The organism is Rhodanobacter sp. MP1X3, from assembly GCF_014207165.1.
Taxonomy (GTDB): domain Bacteria; phylum Pseudomonadota; class Gammaproteobacteria; order Xanthomonadales; family Rhodanobacteraceae; genus Rhodanobacter.
Window position 1 is genome coordinate 43099 of sequence record NZ_JACHCO010000008.1, and the last position, 20242, is coordinate 63340.

14 protein-coding genes are annotated in these 20242 nt (G+C 59.7%); 3 read left to right on the plus strand and 11 right to left on the minus strand.

Features of this window, described 5'->3' with window-relative positions; all coding sequences use genetic code 11:
- Positions 1-211 precede the first annotated feature (211 nt).
- The 9 genes from HDE79_RS18495 to HDE79_RS18535 all read right to left on the minus strand — a co-directional run bounded on the left by HDE79_RS18495 (position 212) and on the right by HDE79_RS18535 (position 12151).
- Positions 212-1540: a carbohydrate porin gene (locus HDE79_RS18495; protein ID WP_184604218.1), complete on the minus strand. Its 1329-nt coding sequence runs from the start codon at positions 1538-1540 to the stop codon at positions 212-214.
- A 245-nt stretch (positions 1541-1785) separates the two neighbouring features.
- Positions 1786-3309 carry a CoA-acylating methylmalonate-semialdehyde dehydrogenase gene (locus HDE79_RS18500; RefSeq protein ID WP_184604220.1) on the minus strand — a complete coding sequence of 508 codons (1524 nt, stop codon included), beginning with the start codon at positions 3307-3309 and terminating at the stop codon, positions 1786-1788.
- A gap of 60 nt (positions 3310-3369) precedes the next feature.
- Positions 3370-4167 carry a 5-deoxy-glucuronate isomerase gene (gene iolB, locus HDE79_RS18505; RefSeq protein WP_184604221.1) on the minus strand — a complete coding sequence of 266 codons (798 nt, stop codon included), beginning with the start codon at positions 4165-4167 and terminating at the stop codon, positions 3370-3372.
- A complete protein-coding gene (iolE, locus tag HDE79_RS18510) occupies positions 4164-5075 on the minus strand; it encodes a myo-inosose-2 dehydratase (protein ID WP_184604223.1) in 912 nt (303 codons plus the stop codon). The genes iolB and iolE overlap by 4 nt, the downstream gene beginning before the upstream one ends.
- Positions 5068-6975 (minus strand): 3D-(3,5/4)-trihydroxycyclohexane-1,2-dione acylhydrolase (decyclizing), encoded by a 1908-nt coding sequence (gene iolD, locus HDE79_RS18515; protein WP_184604225.1) that lies wholly within the window; start codon positions 6973-6975, stop codon positions 5068-5070. Before iolD ends, iolE begins: the two co-directional genes overlap by 8 nt.
- On the minus strand, positions 6972-8945 hold the full coding sequence (iolC, locus tag HDE79_RS18520) for a 5-dehydro-2-deoxygluconokinase (protein ID WP_184604227.1): 1974 nt from the start codon (positions 8943-8945) through the stop codon (positions 6972-6974). The genes iolD and iolC overlap by 4 nt, the downstream gene beginning before the upstream one ends.
- 52 nt (positions 8946-8997) lie before the next feature.
- Positions 8998-9804 carry an ATP-binding cassette domain-containing protein gene (locus HDE79_RS18525; protein WP_221440248.1) on the minus strand — a complete coding sequence of 269 codons (807 nt, stop codon included), beginning with the start codon at positions 9802-9804 and terminating at the stop codon, positions 8998-9000.
- 22 nt (positions 9805-9826) lie between these two features.
- The gene (locus tag HDE79_RS18530) at positions 9827-11023 is read right to left on the minus strand and encodes an ABC transporter permease (protein WP_221440249.1); all 1197 of its coding nucleotides are present in this window, start codon (positions 11021-11023) and stop codon (positions 9827-9829) included.
- A gap of 84 nt (positions 11024-11107) precedes the next feature.
- A complete protein-coding gene (locus HDE79_RS18535; RefSeq protein WP_184604230.1) occupies positions 11108-12151 on the minus strand; it encodes a sugar ABC transporter substrate-binding protein in 1044 nt (347 codons plus the stop codon).
- A 232-nt stretch (positions 12152-12383) separates the two neighbouring features.
- On the opposite strand from HDE79_RS18535, the gene HDE79_RS18540 reads away from it, so the two are divergent.
- The 3 genes from HDE79_RS18540 to HDE79_RS18550 all read left to right on the plus strand — a co-directional run bounded on the left by HDE79_RS18540 (position 12384) and on the right by HDE79_RS18550 (position 15412).
- Positions 12384-13250, plus strand: a complete 867-nt coding sequence (locus HDE79_RS18540) for a MurR/RpiR family transcriptional regulator (RefSeq protein WP_221437680.1) — start codon at positions 12384-12386, stop codon at positions 13248-13250.
- The gene (gene iolG, locus HDE79_RS18545) at positions 13243-14235 is read left to right on the plus strand and encodes an inositol 2-dehydrogenase (RefSeq protein ID WP_184604232.1); all 993 of its coding nucleotides are present in this window, start codon (positions 13243-13245) and stop codon (positions 14233-14235) included. Before HDE79_RS18540 ends, iolG begins: the two co-directional genes overlap by 8 nt.
- A 154-nt stretch (positions 14236-14389) precedes the next feature.
- The gene (locus HDE79_RS18550) at positions 14390-15412 is read left to right on the plus strand and encodes a Gfo/Idh/MocA family oxidoreductase (RefSeq protein ID WP_184604233.1); all 1023 of its coding nucleotides are present in this window, start codon (positions 14390-14392) and stop codon (positions 15410-15412) included.
- A 53-nt stretch (positions 15413-15465) separates the two neighbouring features.
- Here the strand turns inward: HDE79_RS18550 and HDE79_RS18555 are convergent, their stop codons facing one another.
- Complete coding sequence (locus HDE79_RS18555) at positions 15466-17043, minus strand: DUF5597 domain-containing protein (protein WP_255488510.1); 1578 nt, start codon at positions 17041-17043, stop codon at positions 15466-15468.
- A gap of 62 nt (positions 17044-17105) precedes the next feature.
- Positions 17106-19988, minus strand: coding sequence for a TonB-dependent receptor (locus tag HDE79_RS18560; protein WP_184604237.1), 2883 nt, complete (start codon positions 19986-19988; stop codon positions 17106-17108).
- Positions 19989-20242 lie beyond the last annotated feature (254 nt).

The window sequence follows — 20242 nt, forward strand, 5'->3', positions numbered from 1 at the left end:
GCAAAAAAAGAATTAGCATAAATAAAGACGTGTTAAGTCGAAGGAATCCAGGATGATTCTGGATTGACGATATCAAATGGCGCGCATGCTTGTCGTCGACAAAAACGTATGCCAGTTCAGCGATAAATGGTTGGCCGTAAAAAAGCATCCCGGCACAGGCCGGGATGCTTTTTCTTTGGTGCCGACTCAATAACACCGTCGAACGATGAAATCAGAACGTGAAGCCCATCTTCAGGCCGAGCACGAACGCGTTGCTGTTCTCGCTGGTGCCACCCGGATGCAGGATGTACTGCAGGTTGGGGCGCAGGTAGACCGATGGAATCGGCGACCAGCTGTAGAACAACTCGGTGACGTATTCGTTGCCGTCGCCGACAATGACGTCCTCTCCCGTGCGGGCATTGTTCTCTTTGATGTAATCGGCATAGCGACTGTTGGCATTCGTGGCGCCCACCGCGAAGCCGATCATGTCATTGGCACGTGCAAACGGACCCTTGTATTCCATGCCCAGCGAAATCTGGCGATCGGTAGCTGCCGTATTGCGATCCGCCTGCGATACGTTGAGGAAGATCGACGTGCCAGTGCCGCCCGCGTCACCGCTGACCTGCTGGATGAAGTTGATGTAAGCGCCGTACTCGCCATCACGTTGCAGCGCCGGCAGGCCTGTTTCGCCAGCCGGATCGTGGTTGATGTCGTAATAGAGGTCCGAGCCCTTCGATGTGTTGTACCAGACACCGAACTTGTAACTGCCCGGCAGGCCGTCGGCGGTCGGTGCCCAGCCGAATTCCAATGGAATCAGGGCGCCGGTGGTGCCGCCGGGGAAGTCCGGAATCAGGCCCTTGCTCTCGGCGTACTGGTTATTCACGTAGTTCGGATTGACCTGATACGCACCCAACATTACGTAGGTTTCTTTGGTGGTATTGAGCTTGATGTTGACGGCCCACTGGCTGGTCGGCCAGTTGACCCAGTAATTACCGACAATATTGCCCGGCTGTGCGCCGCAGAAGGTAAGGTTCTGGAAGTCGCAGGAGAAAGCGGCGAAATCTGAACCGACTGGCAGACGACCGGCCTTCACTACCAGCGCGCCGTCGAAGAATTTCTGTTCCAGTGAGAATTCGGTCAGGTGCCAGGTCTGACCGCGACCATAGACTTCCTGGATCAGCTGGTTGTTGCCGATATCGGCGTCGGCGCCGAGGTTGCGACCGTTACGATCGGTGATCATCATGCGGAAGGTGGCGCCGTGCCAGCCCCACAGCTTGTCCAGATCCAGCGCCACGCCACCTTTCCACTGGTCCGTGTAACGGGTCAGGTGGGCGTCGCCGCCGGTAAAGTTATGCGCCGCTTCACCACCGTAGCCGAGATCGAAGGTAATGCCTTCATCGGCGAGACGAGTTCGCTCGCCATTCCAGTCACCGAAAAGATAAGGGCTGGTGGTGAGATCATCAGCCGCGCGCGCCTGCGGAGCGACGAGACCCATGGCCAGACCCAGGCCAGCGAATGCTACTGCCCAAGCGAGCGGTTTTTTGCGTAGTGTTGAAGCCATGATGCCATCTCTCCCAATGGTGATATGCCGAATGGTGAAGCGATTTGTTGCGTTGTTGCGTTGTGAATTTTTCAACAGACAAAAGTGAAAATTCGCCTGTCACTTTTAATGTTTATTATTTTTTTGTTACCGGCATTTTCGAACGAATAATCACTGCGCTCAATGAGCAAGTACGTGATGCCTATTGTGTTTTTTCATGTTGCGTTGCAGGAAAAATAACCGCCACCATGCGCAGCAATCACGACTCAATGCGTCGGCATGGCAAATTCGGCGCCAGCAATCTCTTTATCTGCCAACCAGCGCTGCGTCACCGCCTTCTGACGCGTGTAGAAGCGCACTGCCTCGGGGCCATGCGCATGGTGATCGCCCATCAAGCTCTTTTTCCAGCCACCGAAACTGTGAAACGCCATCGGTACAGGAATAGGTACGTTGATGCCAATCATGCCGACCTGTACTCGATGCGCAAATTCGCGTGCGACGTGGCCATCACGGGTGAAGATCGCTGTGCCGTTGCCGTATTCATGCTGATCGACCAGCGCCAGCGCGCTGGCGAAATCGGGTACGCGGACCACGCACAGCACGGGACCAAATATCTCTTCCTTGTAAATGCGCATCGATGACGTGACGTGATCGAACAGCGTTCCGCCGAGAAAGAAACCCTGCTCGCAGCCAGCGACGCGATGGCCGCGACCATCAACCACCAATTCCGCACCAGCCGCTTCACCGTCATCGATATAACCGGTGATCTTGTCGCGATGCTGGCTGGTCACGACGGGACCCATCTCGATCGTCTCGTCCATGCCGTCGCCGATGCGCAATGCACGCACCTTGGGCGCCAATTTTTCAACCAGCGTATTGGCTGTCGTTTCACCAACGGCAACCGCCACAGAAATAGCCATGCAGCGTTCGCCGGCGGCGCCATAACCGGCGCCCATCAGTGCATCAACGGTTTTATCCATGTCCGCATCGGGCATTACGATCATGTGGTTCTTGGCGCCGCCGAGTGCCTGCACGCGCTTGCCGTTGGAAGTGCCACGCGCATAGATGTATTCGGCGATGGGCGTCGAGCCAACGAAACTGATGGCTCGAATATCCTTGTGATCAAGCAGCGCGTCGACGGCGCCCTTGTCACCCTGCACGACATTGAATACGCCATCGGGCAGACCGGCTTCGGTAAGCAGCGCAGCGAGCAACAGTGCCGTAGAAGGATCGCGCTCGGACGGCTTGAGCACGAAGGTGTTGCCGCAGGCGATGGCCATCGGGAACATCCACATCGGCACCATGGCAGGGAAGTTGAATGGTGTGATGCCGGCACATACGCCGAGCGCCTGGCGCATGGTCCACGCGTCGATGCCGTTGGCGATCTGCTCGGTGTAGTCGCCCTTGAGCAGTTCGGGAATGCCGCAGGCGTATTCCACCACCTCCAAGCCGCGCACCAGCTCACCTTTGGCATCGGACATCACCTTGCCGTGTTCACGGGTGATCGCAGCGGCGAGTTTGTCCATGTCACGCTCGATCAGCTCCTTGAAGCGGAACATCACGCGTGCGCGCCTCAGCGGCGGCGTCTGCGACCACGAGGGAAAGGCGGCCAATGCAGACTGCACGGCGACATCCACTTCATGGGTATCGGCCAGCGCCACAGCACCGATCACTTCACCGCTGGCCGGGTTGTAGCTCGGGACGGTCGAACCTTTGCCAGCCTGATGACGGCCGCTGATGTAGTGGCCGATATGGATGGGAGCAGGGGAGGGGGAGAGTTGGGCAGACATAGTGGGTGGTTCCATGAAAAGCGTTGTTGGATCAAGACGGTCTGGCTTGTTGCAAAACAATCAGCGCGGCATCAGCCAGTCGTGCGCCGGATCATTCTTGAAATGCCACTCGCGATGCGGGCCAGCCATTACATTGAGGTAATAGCCGCGGTAACCGTGCGGCATCACCACCGGGTGGTAGCCGCGTGGCACCATCACCACGTCGTGATCGCCTACGGCCATCGATTCATCGAGATCGCGTTCATCGGTGTAGACGCGCTGAAAGGCAAAACCTTGTGGCGGATCGATCCGGTGGTAATAGGTTTCCTCCAGCGAGCTTTCCACCGGCAGGTTATCGGTGTCGTGCTTGTGCGGTGGATAGCTGGATGAGTTGGCGGCTGGTGTCACTACCTCGACCACCAGCAGCGATTCGGCCGGTTCGGTTTCAGGCAGCACGTCGCACACGTAGCGGGTGTTGCTGCCCTGGCCGCGAACCATGCGTTTCATGCTTGCCGCAGGGATCAATCGTGCTGGATGCTTTCCCGTTGCCGGCGCACTCGCAAGGGCAAGCTCGGCAGCGTCGTGCGCATGAATCACAAACGTCGAACCGGGCGGCGCGTAGACCGCATCGGTCGAGCGATCGTCGAATACGCTGGCGCGGCCGCCCAGATTCTTCCAGTTCTCTTCACCTACGGAAACGTCGATGCGGCCAGTAAGCACGACCAGGCAGCCTTCGCGGTCGAATGGCAAATCGAGATTCAGCGATTCGCCTGCAGCGAGTCGCACGCCTTCGAAACCGACATGCTTCCATCCGGCTGATTCCGGTGTGACCTTGACGATAGCGCGACCATTCGGGGTCGATTTGACCAGCAGGCTCATGCGGCCTCCTTCGTGCGGACGCCGTCAACCAGTCCGCGCAGCGTGCGATAACCCAGACTGGCGTAGGCGTAGCTTGGGGCGACGGCAGGGTCTTGCTCGGCCTCGACGATCAGCCAACCCTTGTAATGATTTTTGCGCAGCAGCTCGATGATGCCGGCGAAATCGATGGCGCCATCACCCGGTACGGTGAATACGCCGTTTAACACGGAGTCCAGAAAACTCCACTGACGATTACGCGCATGACGGATGATCGCCGGGCGCACGTCCTTGCAGTGAACGTGACAGACGCGGCCGATGTGCTTGCCCAGAATGGTCAATGGATCACCACCGCCGAAATACGCATGGCCGGAGTCGAACAGCAGGCCAACGTCCTCGCCGGTGTAAGCCATCACGCGATCGATATCGTCCGGCGATTCAACATAGGCGCCCATGTGATGGTGATAGCCCAGTCGCACACCGCGCGTCAGCAAGTGTTTGCCGAACGCAGTGAGCCGCTCACCGTAGCGCTTGAACGCGTCATCGTCAAAATGCGGACGCTTGTATAGCGGCACCTTGCGCTCGCCCTGGATCGCGTTGGCGACCTCGCCGTAGACCATCACCTTGCAGCCATTCTCGGCGAGCAGGTTGAGATGCGATTCCACGGCGGCAATTTCTTCCTCCACCGATCGCGTGGCCAGACGGCCGGAGTACCAGCCGGAGACTACGTCCAACTGATAGCCGGCCATCAGCTCGCGTAGCGCAGCGGGGTCCTTGGGAAACTTGTTGCCCAGTTCGAAGCCCTGGTAGCCGATCTCGCGGCCTTCGCTCAAGGCCGTGGATAGCGGTATTTCACCGCCCAGCGAGGGCAGGTCGTCGTTGCTCCAGCTGATCGGATTGATACCGATCTTTACTTCCAGAATCTCAGACATCGGATTTCACCTGCTCTAATTTTGCTTGCGCGGCATGAGACCGCTGTTGTTGTTTGGCTAGTTCGTAATCGTGGCGTGCATCGAGTACCGCCGTGCGCGTTGATACTTCAGGTACTGCTACTTCCCACCAGGTGCCACCTTGTTCGGTGGTGCGGCGGTGGTCGGTATTGATCGAGATCAGATAAGTCCGCTTGGCTGCACGGGCTCGCGTCAACGCCTGCTCAAGTTCGGCGATGCTGCCGACGTGCTCGGCCTCGGCACCCATCGCACGTGCGTGGGCGGCAAAGTCGATGGCAGGTGCACCTTCTTCGCCTTGCAGGCAGTCGTCCCACATATTGTTGAACGGTGCTCCGCCACAGGCCTGCTGCAAACGATTGATGCAGCCGTAGCCACGGTTATCGAGCACCACGATGATTAGCTTCATGCCCAGCATCACCGAGGTGGCGATTTCGGCATTCAGCATCAGATAGCTGCCATCGCCCAGCATCACGATGACCTCGTGGTCGGGTTTGGCCATCTTTACGCCCAGACCGCCGGCAATCTCATAGCCCATGCAGGAGTAGCCGTACTCCATGTGATAGCCGCCAGGAGTTGTCGTGCGCCAGAGTTTTTCAAGCTCCGCCGGCAGCGTGCCCGCCGCGCAGACCACGATGTCGTTCTGCATCGACTGCGGATGCGAGCGCTGCACGGCACCGATGATTTCACCGTCGTAGGGGAGAGTGCCATCCGGCAACTCGCGCTGTTCGGTGATGGTGCTGACGATATCGCGCCAGCCGTCGGCTTCATGCTTGGCGTTGCCGTTCCACTGGCTGTCGGTACGCCAGCCATTCAATGCGCTGGAAAGCCCATCTAGGCCAAGCCGCGCATCGGCAAGGATTTCCAACCCGCCACCCTTGAGCGTGTCGTAGCCGTTGACGTTGAGCGTGATGATGTGGGCACCAGCAAACAGCGCGTTGGAGCCGGTGGTGAAATCCTGCAGCCGCGTGCCTACGGCGAGCACGACGTCGGCATTGGCCAGCAAAGCATTGGCTGCGGTGGAACCGCATACGCCTGCCGGCCCCAGCTGCAGCGGATGATCCCAGGCCAGCGCGCCCTTGCCGGCCTGCGTCTCGGCGACCGGGACGCCGTGGCTTTCGGCGAAGCTCAGCAATGACGCGCTGGCCTTGCTATAGAGCACACCTCCGCCGGCGATGAGCACGGGACGCTTGGCCGCACGGAGGGCAGCTGCCGCAGCGGCAATTTCGTCGGGTGCTGCGGGCAACGCGCGGAATGCATGGATGCGCGGTGCGAAAAAACTTTCCGGCCAGTCGTAGGCTTCGGTCTGCACGTCCTGCGGCAGCGCCAGCGTCACCGGACCGCACAGAGCTGGATCGGTCAGTACGCGCAGGGCACGCGGCAACGCGGTGAGCAGTTGCTCGGGCTTCACGATGCGATCGAAATAGCGCGATACCGGACGCAGGCAGTCGTTGACGCTGACCGTGCCATCGGAGAAATCTTCCAGCTGCTGCAGAACCGGGTCGGGTGCGCGCGACACAAAGATGTCGCCGGGCAGCAATAAAACAGGGAGCCGATTGACGTGAGCCAACGCGGCCGACGTCACCAGATTGGTGGCGCCCGGTCCGATCGAGCTGGTGACCGCCATCATGCGGCGGCGCATGTGCGCCTTGGCAAAGGCGATGGCGGCATTGGCCATGCCTTGTTCGTTGTGCGCGCGATACGTTGGCAGGATCTCGCGCTGCTGATGGAGTGCCTCGCCAAGCCCAGCGACGTTACCGTGGCCAAAGATCGCGAACACACCGCCGAACAACGATACGATCTGGCCATCGTCATCGCGTACCTGTTGCGCGGCGAGATAGCGTACGAGCGCCTGCGCCATGGTCAGTCGAACGGTGTCACTCATGCGGTGGCCTCCACCCCATGTGCCTTTTCAACCGAAGATGTGGATATCGCACGTTCTCCCCGAGACTGTCGCCACAACGCTGCCAGTTCGGCAAAGTTGTTGCTTGCCCGTTCGATCAGCGCAGCATCATCAATGTCACCGCGCAGCCAGGCACGTGCCGGCTCCACAAAAATGCTGCGGCCCACAGCAAAGCCACGGCAACTGTGGCTGTGTGCGGCGGCGGCAAAGCCGGCGGCAAGTTCGGCAAACGGCGCGTTGAGGCCAAGCAGCAATACGCCGCGGCAGTGTGGATCGCGTTCGGCGATCAGCGCATCGAGCGCCGCCCAGTCCTGCGCCGGCAGTGGCGCCAGCTTCCACCACTCGGGGCGGATACCAAGGTTGTAGATGCGCTTGAGCGAACGCAGCACACGCTCACCCTGGCTCACCTGCACAGCGGGATTGGCTGGCGGAATCACTTCCAGCAGCAGTTCATGGCCGCTGGCACGGGTGGCCGCATAAAGCGCGTGCAGCTGGGTTTCCTGCTCCAACCGCTGTTCCGGCGTGCCATCGGGATCGAACGGCACCAGGCACTTGACCACCTGTTCGACCGGCCACTGGATCAGTTCACTGCCCAGCGCGCGGCCAGCCTCGAATTCAAGCGGCAGCGAACCAGGCAGTTCAACCGGGCGGCCAATCCACCAGCCGCGGCCGGTGGCGTCATTGAGTGCATCCTGGCCATAGCGGCCGTCGCACAGCAAACCGATGCGCTGGGTCAGTCCCAGATTTTTCTCGGTGCGCGCCACAGCCTGCACCAACAACTGTTTCAGTTTGGGGATGCGTGACTCGTCGGTGCTCGACTCGTTCGCCAGCTCAAACAGCTGGCTGCGGTGATCGAACGCAAAAATGTGCAAATCGTCCCAGTGCGGTCGTGCCACGCTGACGCGATGCAGGTGGGCGAGTTGTTCATCGCGATCCGGCTGCTGCAGGCGTTCGGCGTGAGCTAGAAAATAGTCGAGTTCGGCTCGGCTCGGCATCGCTGGCGCGCAACCGTGACGGGACACAACGATCGCACCGCAGGCATTGGCATAGGCGCAGCAGCGTTCGATCGACTCATCGCGCAACCAGCCCGAAAGAAAACCGGCGATAAAAGCATCCCCGGCTCCGAGTACGTTGAGTACGTCGACCTGCGCTCCGTTGTAAGTCGGTGCGTCGTCAATAGCTGAAGGAATGGCTGCCTCGATCACGCTGCAGCCCTGCGCACCGCGTTTCACCACGAGCGCTGCGTTGCTCACCGCGCGTACAGCTTTCAATGCCGTAATCAAATCCTTGCTGCCGCCGGCGATGTGGAATTCCTCCTCGGTACCGACGATCAGGTCGAACTGACTGAGTTCACCCTGCAGGTGCGCAGTGACGCCGTCATCTGCAATGAAACGGGTTTCGCCATCGCCGCGACTGGTCAGCCCCCATAACACCGGGCGATAGTCGATATCCAGCACGGTACGCACGTTGTGCTTGCGCGCGAAGCTCAGCGCCTTGCGGCTGGCAGCCAGCGTGCCGGACGTGGAAAGGTGCGTGCCGGTAATTGCCAGCGCCTTGCTCGAGGCAATGAAGTTCTCGTCGATATCGTCCACCGACAATGCCATGTCGGCGCAGTTTTCGCGATAGAAAATCAACGGGAAGGTTTCGCGGTCCTTGATACCGAGCAGCACCATACCGGTCAGTCGGGCCGGGTCCACGACAACATGGCTGGTGTCGCAGCCTTCCTTGCTCAAGGTCTCGGTGAGAAACCGCCCCATGTGGTCATTGCCCACGCGCGTCAGCATCGCCGAGCGAAGCCCGAGTCGCGCCGCACCGAAGGCGGCGTTGCCGGAAGAGCCGCCAAGATATTTGGCAAAGCTGGAGGCATCCTCCAGACGCGCGCCGTGCTGTTGGGCATAGAGATCGACAGCGAGTCGGCCCAGGCAAATCAAATCGTAGCAGTGTTCAGTCATGGTGCAAAAACTCGACGTGGCAATGGGGGAAGGGCGGTGCTACTTGAACTACTCAGGCGGCCTGACGGCCCTCAAGCTCGTCGACCAGGCTCTGGATCTCGGTGCCGCCTGCCATCATGTCGAGCACTTCCTCCTTGCTGATGTCGCTCTTGGCGAAGGTGCCCATCGACTGTCCGCGATTGAGCAGGGTGAAGCTGTCACCGATCGGGTATGCGTGATGCACGTTATGGGTGATGAAGATCACCGAGATGCCGCGCTCGCGCGCCTTGTGCACCAGCTTGAGCACGTTGCAGCTTTGCTTGACACCCAGCGCTGCGGTCGGCTCATCGAGAATCAAGACCTTCGCGCCAAAATGGATCGCGCGGGCGATCGCCAGACATTGCCGTTCCCCACCTGACATCGTGCCCACCGGCTGATGCGGCGAGCGCACGTGGATGCCCATCTCGGCCAGCTTGTCGACCGCGGTACTGGCGGCGAGCTGCATGTCGAGCACGGGGATCATGCCGAACAGTTTCTTGGTCGGTTCGCGACCGGCAAAAAAATTGCGTGCCACGCTCATCAGCGGCACCAGCGCCAGATCCTGGTATACCGTGGCGATGCCGCAATCCAGCGCCTCACGCGGCGACTTGAAACTGACCTCGTTGCCTTCGACCAGATAGCGGCCTTCGCTGGGTTTATGTACCCCGGCCAGTGTCTTGATCAGCGTCGACTTGCCTGCACCATTGTCGCCGAGCAGGCAATGTACTTCGCCACGACGAAGGCGCAGCGTTACGTTCTTGAGCGAGATCACCGTGCCGAAGAATTTGCTGACGCCTTCCATCTGCAGGATGTAGTCGTCGCTGCTGTTTGGAGTTTTCACTTGAGTGTCCATCAGTCGATCCTCACTTGCCGGTCGTTGCGCGCGAGCGGATGTAATGGTTGAACAGCACCGCGAGCAGAAGCATCGCGCCGAGCACCACGCGATACCAATCAGAGTTGACGTTGGTGTAGGAAATGCCGATCTGCACCACGCCGAAGATCAATGCGCCGAAGCAGGCGCCGAGAATCGAACCGTAGCCGCCGGTAAGCAGGGCGCCGCCGATGACTGCGGCGATGATCGCCTCGAACTCTTTCTGCAGGCCGCGATCCGACGCGGCGGAACCGACATCGGAAACCTGCAGTACCGCAAACAGGCAGGCGCAGAAGGCGGTGAACACGAACAGGCTGATCTTGACCCGACGCACCGGCACGCCGACATTCTTGGCCGCGTTGGCATCACCACCGACGGTGAAGATCCAGTTGCCGAAACGTGTCTTGGACAATATGAACCCAGCGGAGCAGGCCACCAGCGCCCACCAGAGCAGCACCTTGGGTAGGCCCGCGACGACGGGTTCCCCGCTAGGCAGTTTGTCGATCACACCAACCTGTGCCAGCCAGGCAAACAGCCCCTGCAGCGTGGTGCCCTGAAACAGCGCATGGGTCACCGGGTCCTGCGCGATCTTGTCGCCTACGCCGCTGACAATGGTGCTGCCGGCAAACTGGGTCGACAGCACGATGGTGAGTCCGCGCAAAATAAACATGAAGGCGAGCGTGACAATAAAGCTGGGCAGCTTGGTACGCATCACCAGGTAGCCGTTCAACCAGCCCAGCGCCATGCATCCACCGAAGGCAAAGAGCACGGCCAGCCACATGGGCCAGCCGAAAAACATCGATGGCACGGCCAGCATCATGCCGGCAAAGCCGATCATCGAGCCCAGCGACAGATCGAACTCGCCGGCAATCATCAGCATGCAGGCACCGACAGCGATGATGCCCAGGTAAGCGGCCACCTGCGACCAGTTCATGATGCCGTCGAGGTTGAACATGCCCGAGTCGCCGGCGAACACACCGAAGAACACGAAGACGAGAATGGTGGCTGCGATCGATCCCAGCTCGGGACGATTCAGCAGTGCACGCCATGGTGAGATGCGCCGCACGCGCTCATCACTCGGCGTAGCGGGGTTTGCGCCGGGTGGGGTGGTGTTCGGCTGCTTCAGCGTGGCGTTCGACGGAAGGGTTTTGGCGAGGGTCATGGCCATATCGGAAGTCGTGGTACTCATGAAATCTCCGGCGCTTGCGCGAGGGATGGTGTGTTGGCCGTTGACCGACCGATCGCTGCAAGACGATCGGTCGGTCAACGCGCTTTAGCGGTACTGGCCGGCGTATTTCTCGACCGTGGCCACGTTGTCCTTGGTCACAAAGGCCGGGCCTGAGCTGACGCCGTCGGCGTTGTAGACCGGCACCAGGCCATATTCCTTCAGGCGCATCTGGAACTTCGGATTGGCCTTCAGCGTGGCGATGATCTTGTCCTTGTCCGTCGTCTTGTCTTCATGCGCGATAACCACGGCGGCGATCGACATATAGCCCTGCAGGTACGGCTGCTGATCGATCGCGAAATTGATCGTGCCATCCTTGATCGCGTTGATGATGCCGGGCGACAGATCGAACGTGCCAAAATAGATTTTGCCGTTCAGATGCATCTGCTTCAGCGCCTGCACGGTTGGCTCGGCAGCGTTCGGGCCCAACGCGAGAATGGCCTGGGTCTTCGGATGGTTGCGCAGGTAGGCCGTGACCTTGCTGTTGACCACGGTGGGGTCCATGCCGCTGTCGATCATCGAGCTCTTGAAGTCGGCACCGATGGCGTCGGCAAAGCCCTTGCAGCGCTGGAACGAGGCCTGGTTGGTGGCGTAGTGGTTCACGCAGACGAAGGACTTGATGCCCAGCGCCTTGGCGCGATCGCCGGCGGCTTTGCCTGCCGCGTATTCCGGCTGACCGATATGCATGATCGCACCGAGCTTTTTGCTTTCTTCGATGGTGCCGGAGTTGAAGGTAACTGTCGGGATGCCCTTGGCAGTGATTTTTGCAGCGGGCTTGGACAGCACGTCATAGTCGGCAATGTCATACGCGACGCCGTCGTAATTGCGTGCGGCTGCCTGTTCCAGCAGACGCGCCATATCCGCCAGGTCGCCGTTGGGCGGATTGCGGTAGTCGACCTGTACACCGAAGTCTTCACCAGCCTGTTTCACCGAGTTCTTGATGGTGTTCCACCAGGAATCGGAATCGGCGCCGTGGCTGACCATGACATAGCGTTCATTTGCGTGTGGACCGTCGGCGGCCAGCAGTGCTGGCGTCAAGGTCATACCGGCCAGCAGGGTTGCCAGGCAGAGGGAAATTTTCCGAAGTTGCATGCCACTCTCCAGTCGCTTGGGCCGGGTTTTGCCGGCTCGGTTCAGATCGGGCCATGCCTGTTGACAGGCTGGGCGTTTCGAAGCTGGGACGAGGATGGACCCACTTTTTTCAATTTGCAATTTGCATTGCACAATAAAAAAAACTGGAATAAATATTCCATTCGATGCATAACATGCGCCTCTCCGTCACATTTGCAGTGACCAAACCGCCGTAACGAATGGACCCGAACGCATGACCAAGAGCAGCGGTGTCGAACAGCTGATGCAACGAATTGCCGAGCAGTTCGATGCCTTGCCGCGGCAGCAGCAGAACGTGGCGCGTTATGTCGAGGAACAGCGCGCCAACATCATGCTTCAGCGTGTCAACGAGGTCGCCGAAGGGGCCGGTGTGCATGCGTCGGCGGTGGTGCGCTTTGCGCAGCGCTTCGATTTTTCCGGTTACAGCGAGATGCAGGCCGTGTTCCGCAGCGAACACACGGCGCAAGTCGCACCGGCACGCAGCTACCAGCAGCGCATTCGCCGGGTGATCGAGGATGGGCCCGAACAGATGGAGCCGGCGCAGATGGCACTGCGTTTCATCGATGCCAGCCGGGCAGGGCTCGACGATCTGGCCGGCGAGTTTGACGCGAAAAGCTTCGAGGACGCGGTGGATCTGCTGGTCAAGGCCGATACCATTTACGTGGTCGCCGTGCGCCGTGCTTTTTCCATCGCCAGCTATATCGCTTATGCCTTGCAGCACACGCACAAGCGCGTGTTGCTGGTGAACGGTCTGGGAGGCATGTATCGCGAGCAGATGCGCAGCATTGGCAAGAACGATGTGCTGATCGCCATCAGCTTTCCTCCCTATGGAAAAGAAACGCTCTACTGCGCGCGCATAGCCAGCCAGCACAAGGCGAAGGTGCTGGCGATTACCGAAAGCGGCATGGGGCCACTGGCCCGCCACGCCAGCGTATTGCTCAAAGTTCGCGAGGGGAGTGCCTTCGCCTTTCGCGCGCTGACGAGCACCATTTGCCTGTGCCAGGCGCTGTTTGTCGCGCTGGCTTACAAGCTTGAACTGACTGTTGAAGAAACCACACCCCCTGGAGAATACGATGATTGAAGTAGCCGTTTTTGGTGCCGGCCGTATCGGCAAGATCCATGCCGCCAACGTGAAGCGTCACCCGCAGGCAAAACTGAAATACGTGGTCGACACGCATGCGCCATCGGCCGACGCGCTGGCCGCCGAACTAGGCGCCAAGGTGGTGTCGGTGGAAGAGGCGTTGAGTGATCCAGCCATCGGCGCCGTGGTGATCGGTTCCAGCACCGACACGCATGCCGACTTGATCCTGCGCTCTGCGGCCGCCGGCAAGGCGATCTTCTGCGAGAAGCCGGTCGATCTCGATGTGCAGCGCGCGCGTGAGTGCGAAACTGCGGTAAAGAAAGCCGGCGTAGTCTGCATGGTCGGTTTCCAGCGCCGCTTCGATCCGACGTTTGCTGCGCTGAAAGCGCGCCTGGAAGCCGGCGAAATCGGTGATGCCGAGATGTTGGTGATCACCAGCCGCGATCCGGCACCACCGCCGGTGTCCTACATCGAGCGCTCCGGTGGCGTGTTCAAGGACATGCTGATCCACGACTTCGACATCTTCCGCTGGATTCTCGGTGGTGAGGCGGTAAGCGTGTATGCCACTGGTGGAAGCCTGGGCTTTCCCGAAGTAGCTGCGGCCGGCGATATCACGCAGGCCACCGTCACCATCCGCACCAGAAGCGGCGGTCTGTGCCAGATCAACACGTCACGCCGGGCCGCCTACGGCTACGACCAGCGCTTCGAAGTACTGGGCAGCAAGGGCTTGCTGCAGGCCGGCAACGTGCGTCCGACCCAGGTGGTGGCATGGGGTGAGCAGTCGATCAGCACCGACAAACCCGAGCACTTTTTTCTCGAGCGCTACCGCGATGCATATGCGCTGGAGATCGCGCATTTCTTCGACGCCCTGAGCAACGGCACACCGGTGCGCACCACGATTGCCGATGGCATCAAGTCGCTGGAATTGGCCGAGCTGGCCACGCGCTCATGGAAGGAAGGCAAGGCGCTGGACTGCTCCATATAAGCGTGTGAGCGGGTATCAGGAAGCGAGGAATCCCGGAGGGTGATTCCTCGCGGTTGCGCATCGAGCGTTCCCACGACGGGTGCCTTTGCATGACGATCAAAAATCGCGGGCGCGCTTGCCTGCTCTTCATTGACATATCTCATCGAGTTCCCGCATGAATCAGAAAATTCTTACCATTGGCCTGGCTGGGCTAGGGCGGCTGGGCCGGCGCTACGCGGAAAACCTGGCGCGCAACGTCCCGCGTGCGAGATTGGCAGCCGTATGCAGCCCGCTGGAAGAAGAAATCAACTGGGCACGTGACACGCTGGGCGTGGAAAGCAGCTACAGCGATTACACCCAGATGCTTGCCGATCCCGCGCTGGATGCCGTGTTTCTGGTGACACCAACATCACTGCACGCCAATCAGATCGAGCAGGCGCTCGATGCCGGCAAGCACGTGTTCTGCGAGAAGCCGCTGTCGCTCGAGCTGGAAGCCTGCCAGCGCACGGTGGCACACGCGGCGCGTTATCCGCAGCTGCGTGCGATGGTCGGTTTCGTCCGACATTTCGATGCGAGCTATCGCGATGCCAAAGCGCAGATCGAGGCAGGTGTCATCGGCAAACCCTTCATGGTGTATTCGCAGACCGCCGACCTGCTCGATCCCAGCGGCGCCTTCGTCAAATTCGCACCGACCAGCGGCGGCCTGTTCCTGGACTGCAGCGTGCACGACGTCGATCTGGCGCGCTGGCTGTTGGGCCGTCCCAAGGCCATTCGCGCGTATGCCAGCGGTACGGTTGCCGTGTACGAAGAGCTGAAGGCGCTGGGCGACATCGACAACGGTGTGGCGATCTGCGAATTTGAAAACGGCTGCATGGCGATGTTCCACGCCTCGCGCACACAGGCCCACGGACACGACACGCATACCGATATCACCGGTACTGCCGGCAAACTCAGTATCGGCCGCAATCCACGCATGGACCGTGTCGAAATCGCCGATGCGCACGGCGTGCGTGCATTGTCTGCCCCCAGTTTCTTCGAGCGTTTCGGTGATGCCTTCCACGCGCAGTGCGTGCATTTCGTCGATGCGGTGCTGGATAACACACCGTTCGATCTCACCCTGGAAGACGCGGCCGAGGCGACCCGAATCGCCATCGCCTTGCGGCAATCGATGAAGACACATCAGCCGGTGGCGTTGTAACAGCAAAGCTGTTGATCACCTCGCCACGTTCGACAGTAGAGCGAGAGGCTTTTTCAGTAACTTCCCACGGTTACTCGAAGCATCGTGGGCTGTGTGCCGAAATTGAGTCCATAGTCGGTTTCGTCACCGTTCCAGAGGCGCTTTACCTGCCACTGGCCGTTGACGAAGCTGCCTTGCTCGACGCGAAGCAGTTGGCCGTGACGATGATCGTCGTCATGCCGCTCGAACTCCACACGCGCATTGATGCCGGCCACCAGAAACTCGGTGGCACTTTGTCGAATGATCAGCAGGTGGCCATCGGCGGAAGGATTGCCGGGGAGCTCGGCAGGCGCGTCTCCCCACATGGGAGCGCCAAAAGAAACCCTGGCCTGCCAGCGGCCGAGATCCAACGTCTTTTGCGGTTGGCCAGGCTGTTCCACCGCTGCAAAGAGCTGGCCGTCAAAGGCCGCCTGCGCCACCTGCCGTTGCATCGCCCCGACCAGTTGGAAGTTGCGAGCGTGCGCGGCGGTTGCGGCCTGCCGCTTCGGCGTGTCCTCGTCGTTGTCGACACCAAAGATCGAAAAGCCGATGCCACCTTTGGCGAGTACGTGAAAGAAATATGGCGCGTTGCCCGCCTCGTAACCTGTTTCTGAAATCCATGCGGGGTTGTCGGATCGCGCGTATTGATCGACCACCTTGGTGAATTCGTTGTAATCGGTGCTGTAAAGATCGGTGCCGACAAAGTCGATATGCGACGCGCTGGCCTTCCACAGATCCAGCACGTTCCAGGTGGCACCGCCGCTGGGATAATCGTAGCCAGGCAGGTGTTTGCCCTTGTAGCGCAGCCATGCATTCACATACATCGGCAGCGAATATTCCGCCTTGCCGGCGGCGGCCACCTGATCGATATAGCGCGCTACGCCATAGGCGTTGAACATCTCATCGGCATCGGCGCTGAAGACGTCGCTCCACGTGCCGGTTGGCTTGTGCAGGCTCGCTGCGAGCTGTTCCGGCAACTTGTCATTGAACAGCGCATTGGCGGCTGCACCGTGATCGCGAATGGTGCCGATCATGCCAGGCTCGTTTTCTACCTGGACCAGGATGACCGTGTGCTGCTGGCCATCTTTCTGCTTGAGATGATGCATCAATGCCGCAAATGCGGTTTTATCTGCCTGCAAGTTGGCGTCGGCATAAGGCGATAGATCCTCCACGGGTTCACCGTGTTCGTCCAGCGCACGCGGGTAATGGACAGGGTCGTTCTTGATCCAGGTGGGCACGTAATGCATCTGCCCGTTCTTCCAGCTGCCAAACCAGAGCAGGATCAGGCGTACGCCATGTTGGCGCGACTGATCGATCAAGGCATCGATATTGGTGGTGTCGAAATGCCCAGGTTGGGGTTCGAACTGCTCCCAGTAAACCGGTGCTTCCAAAGTATTTGCATGCAGTGCTTCCACGCTGGGCCAGGTGCTTGGAAGTATCTCGGGCCATGCGCTGGAGTTGTGCAGTTGGGCGGCCATCACGGTATAGGGTGCACCATCGACAAAAAGCGCGAAGCGCCCCTGCTGTTGCACCAGCCTGGGTTGTTCTGTGGCGCAAGCCTGTGACGCAAGCAGGATGCCAATGCACCCCGCCCATAGTCGTACTCGAAACATGGGGGTAAAAACCATCAGTAGTCCTTGATGGCCGGCGCTTGCGCCGGCCATCTGCTGCAGAGTTAGAACGTAACTGTGGCACGCACCCAGTAGTAACGGCCGATCTGGTCGTAGGTATAGGCATCCGTATTGGAGTTGCTGCCCCATTGATAGAACAGTGGCGGCGTCTTGTCGGCAAGATTGTCGATGCCCGCCGACAGGGTGGTGTGATACTTGGTGAAGTCGTAGCTCGCCGAAACGTTGTTGTACGTATAGGCACCGATCTTGTGTTCGACACCCGGAATGCTTTCGTCGGCCGAATAGCCCTCGGAGAGATCGTCGCTGCCTACCCGGGTACGGCCGATATAACGCATCGTCCAGCTGGCGCCCCAGTTGCCGAGTTTCCAGTTGAGCGTACCCAGGCCGCGCCAGCGAGGGAACTCGCCGTACACCGAGCAATACGAACCGGCGCAGTGAGTGACTGCCACACTGGAATCGCCCGGCGCGGTATCGACGTCGTAGCGCGCCGTGTAGGTGCTGTTGAGGCTGACCGCAAACTTGCCATAAGTATCGGTGGCGAAGCTGTACTGGATCGTTGAGTCAATACCCTTGGCGGCCGTCTGCCCAAGGTTGACGGTCGGCAGATTGATGTAGGTGATCTGCCCGTTGCCGGCGCGATGGATCAGGCTGCAGAGTTTTTCGCTGTAGTAGCACTCGTTGAGAATCGTACTGGGATCGAGGCCATCGACGATGGTGTCGTTGAGGTTGATGCGCCAGACATCGGCACTGAACGACAGACCCGGAAGCCAATGAGGATCGTAGACAAGGCCGAAGTCGAACGACTTGCCGTATTCGGGCTTGAGGTCGTAGCCGGCAGCCACCGAACCCGAGCTCTTGACACCCAGCTGTGCGTTGTTCTGCTGGAAGCTGCCGTCGGTGGGAACGTTGGCGCAGGCGGCGGCATGACCGCCGGTATAGCCATCGCAGATGTCGGTTGCAGCATAGGCGCCGCCCGACGTTCCCGAATAGAGTTCGCTGATATTGGGTGCGCGGAACACTTGCGAAACTGTGCCGCGTAGCAACAGATCGGCGACTGGGCGCCACTCGAGCGCGACCTTGCTGTTGGTGGTCGACCCCGACACGCTGTAATCGGAGTAGCGCGAACCGATATCGACGTTCAGCGAATAGAAGAACGGCTTCTGCGACAACACCGGAATCAGTGTTTCGACGTAGGCCTCCTTGACGTTGTAGCTGCCGCTGAGCACTGTGCCGCAGTCTTCCACCACGCCGCACAGGCCAGCGTAGTCGCCGTCGCTGATGGCGGTGGCAATCGGCGTGTCGGTGGTATCGGACTGCGATTCCTTGCGATACGAGAAACCTGCGGCCAGACTTACCGGGCCGGCGGGAAGATTGAACAATTCGCCGTTGGCGCTGACCTCGGCTTGCTTCATCGTATAGCTGTATTCGGTGACCGGATTGACGATCAGTTTCTTCAGCGCAGCAATTGTCGTGGGATCGTTGATGTTGAAAATATTGATCGGCGTGCAGCCGGAAATCACGTTGCCGGCGGATCCGCACTTGACTACACCATCGGTATCCTTGAACGAGGGTCCGATCGCCTCCTCAAGACCTGCGTAATCGATAAAGCCTTCGTTTTCGGTCTTCTGCTTGACCTTGGCGTAGTTGATATCGGCATTCCACTGCCAGCTACTATCGCCAAAATTGCCCTTGATGCCAGGCGTCACCTGCAGGTTATAGGTCTGGCTGGCGAAATCGCGATTGCCCAGTGAGGTCAGGCGCGTGTTGAGGTCGTTATAGCTTTCTCCGGTGCTGCGGTCGGTACCGAAATTGACACCGAAGGGATTGTAGTAGCTGTTCTTGGAGACAAAGAAATCGTCGGAGTTGGCGAAGATCGGCACCGGCGCAATGATCGAGGACGACGAGGTCTTGTTGTAGAAGACGTTGGCGTAGGCATCGACATTTGGCGTGATCTTGAAGTCGCCGACCAACGATAGGTTGGTGCGCTCCTGCGGCGTCTCGACCAGGTTGTACGGCTGGTAGTTGTACGAATCAGCCGAGGTATACGTGTGGTAGTCGGCCAGCGTGGTGGCGCCAGTTACGCCGCTGTTGAGCGTCACATAGGTGCCGTTGGCATTCTCGACCAGACCCGTGGGTGTGGCTGACGAACCCAGGTGCACCACACTGCCGTTATTCAGAGCAAGCGCATACTTGGAAAAGCTGCGGTCGCTGGAGGAAATGCTGTTCTGGCTCTGTTGACTGGCGCCGACCAGCAGGTTCCAGCGGTCGCCGGAGATGCCGCCCATCGCGCTGAAGTTGCGCCGGTTGCCATCACCATGCGAGCTGATGCCGTAGTCGCTGGTCAGCTGCACGCCCTTGTAGTGATCCTTCAGGATGAAGTTGACGACACCACCGATCGCGTCGGAGCCATACACCGACGAGGCGCCATCGCTCAGTACCTCGATACGATCGATCATGTATGAGGGAATGATGTTGACGTCGTCGTAGGCCAGACGATGACCGTTGACCAGAATCAGCGTGCGGTTGGAGCCGAGGCCTCGCAAGGACACTGTCGATGCTCCTGTGCCGCCGCCGTTGTCGATGCCTGGATTGGTGGCATTGCCGGCCATCGACGGCAGTTGCTGAATCAAATCGCCGACGGTTGGTTTGCCACTGGCAGCGATCTGTGCGCTGTCAATCGTCACGACGGGATTGGAGGTTTCGGTATCCACTCGACGGATCAGCGAACCAGTGACTGTCACGGCGTCAAGATTCTTGGTGCCGCTCTTGGTGGCATCGTTGCTGTCTTGCGTGGTACTCGTGTCTTGAGCGTGCAGGGCGACGCTACCCATCAATCCAACGGCGAGAGCGGTCCGCACCGCATACGCGATTAGCGAGGGGCGTCGACATGGCGGATGGTCGTTCAGGATGGTAGATACATTGAGCATGATGTCCTCACTTGAATGGGTAAATGGGTGACTGGCTTGGGGGACGCATGCCTGGATCGGTAGATTCGGCGACACGGTTTTGCATCCATGCATGCTCCGCCGTAACGCCCCGAATTTCGGAACGACGGGCATGAAGATTTCACGTTGTCCATCAGGCGCAGCGAGTGATCGCCAGCGATACCCTGTCATGACGTGGACGATGAGTTGCGCCTGAGCGCTCCACTTCGTCGATTTTCATTTGGCCGTCTTTATGA

What these genes read in the sequence shown, in the direction of transcription:
- HDE79_RS18495 (WP_184604218.1), bottom strand. Translation starts at nt 1,540, where the DNA reads ATGGCTTCAACACTACGCAAAAAACCGCTCGCTTGGGCAGTAGCATTC.
- HDE79_RS18500 (WP_184604220.1), bottom strand. Translation starts at nt 3,309, where the DNA reads ATGTCTGCCCAACTCTCCCCCTCCCCTGCTCCCATCCATATCGGCCAC.
- iolB (WP_184604221.1), bottom strand. Translation starts at nt 4,167, where the DNA reads ATGAGCCTGCTGGTCAAATCGACCCCGAATGGTCGCGCTATCGTCAAG.
- iolE (WP_184604223.1), bottom strand. Translation starts at nt 5,075, where the DNA reads ATGTCTGAGATTCTGGAAGTAAAGATCGGTATCAATCCGATCAGCTGG.
- iolD (WP_184604225.1), bottom strand. Translation starts at nt 6,975, where the DNA reads ATGAGTGACACCGTTCGACTGACCATGGCGCAGGCGCTCGTACGCTAT.
- iolC (WP_184604227.1), bottom strand. Translation starts at nt 8,945, where the DNA reads ATGACTGAACACTGCTACGATTTGATTTGCCTGGGCCGACTCGCTGTC.
- HDE79_RS18530 (WP_221440249.1), bottom strand. Translation starts at nt 11,023, where the DNA reads ATGAGTACCACGACTTCCGATATGGCCATGACCCTCGCCAAAACCCTT.
- HDE79_RS18535 (WP_184604230.1), bottom strand. Translation starts at nt 12,151, where the DNA reads ATGCAACTTCGGAAAATTTCCCTCTGCCTGGCAACCCTGCTGGCCGGT.
- HDE79_RS18540 (WP_221437680.1), top strand. Translation starts at nt 12,384, where the DNA reads ATGACCAAGAGCAGCGGTGTCGAACAGCTGATGCAACGAATTGCCGAG.
- iolG (WP_184604232.1), top strand. Translation starts at nt 13,243, where the DNA reads ATGATTGAAGTAGCCGTTTTTGGTGCCGGCCGTATCGGCAAGATCCAT.
- HDE79_RS18550 (WP_184604233.1), top strand. Translation starts at nt 14,390, where the DNA reads ATGAATCAGAAAATTCTTACCATTGGCCTGGCTGGGCTAGGGCGGCTG.
- HDE79_RS18555 (WP_255488510.1), bottom strand. Translation starts at nt 17,043, where the DNA reads ATGTTTCGAGTACGACTATGGGCGGGGTGCATTGGCATCCTGCTTGCG.
- HDE79_RS18560 (WP_184604237.1), bottom strand. Translation starts at nt 19,988, where the DNA reads ATGCTCAATGTATCTACCATCCTGAACGACCATCCGCCATGTCGACGC.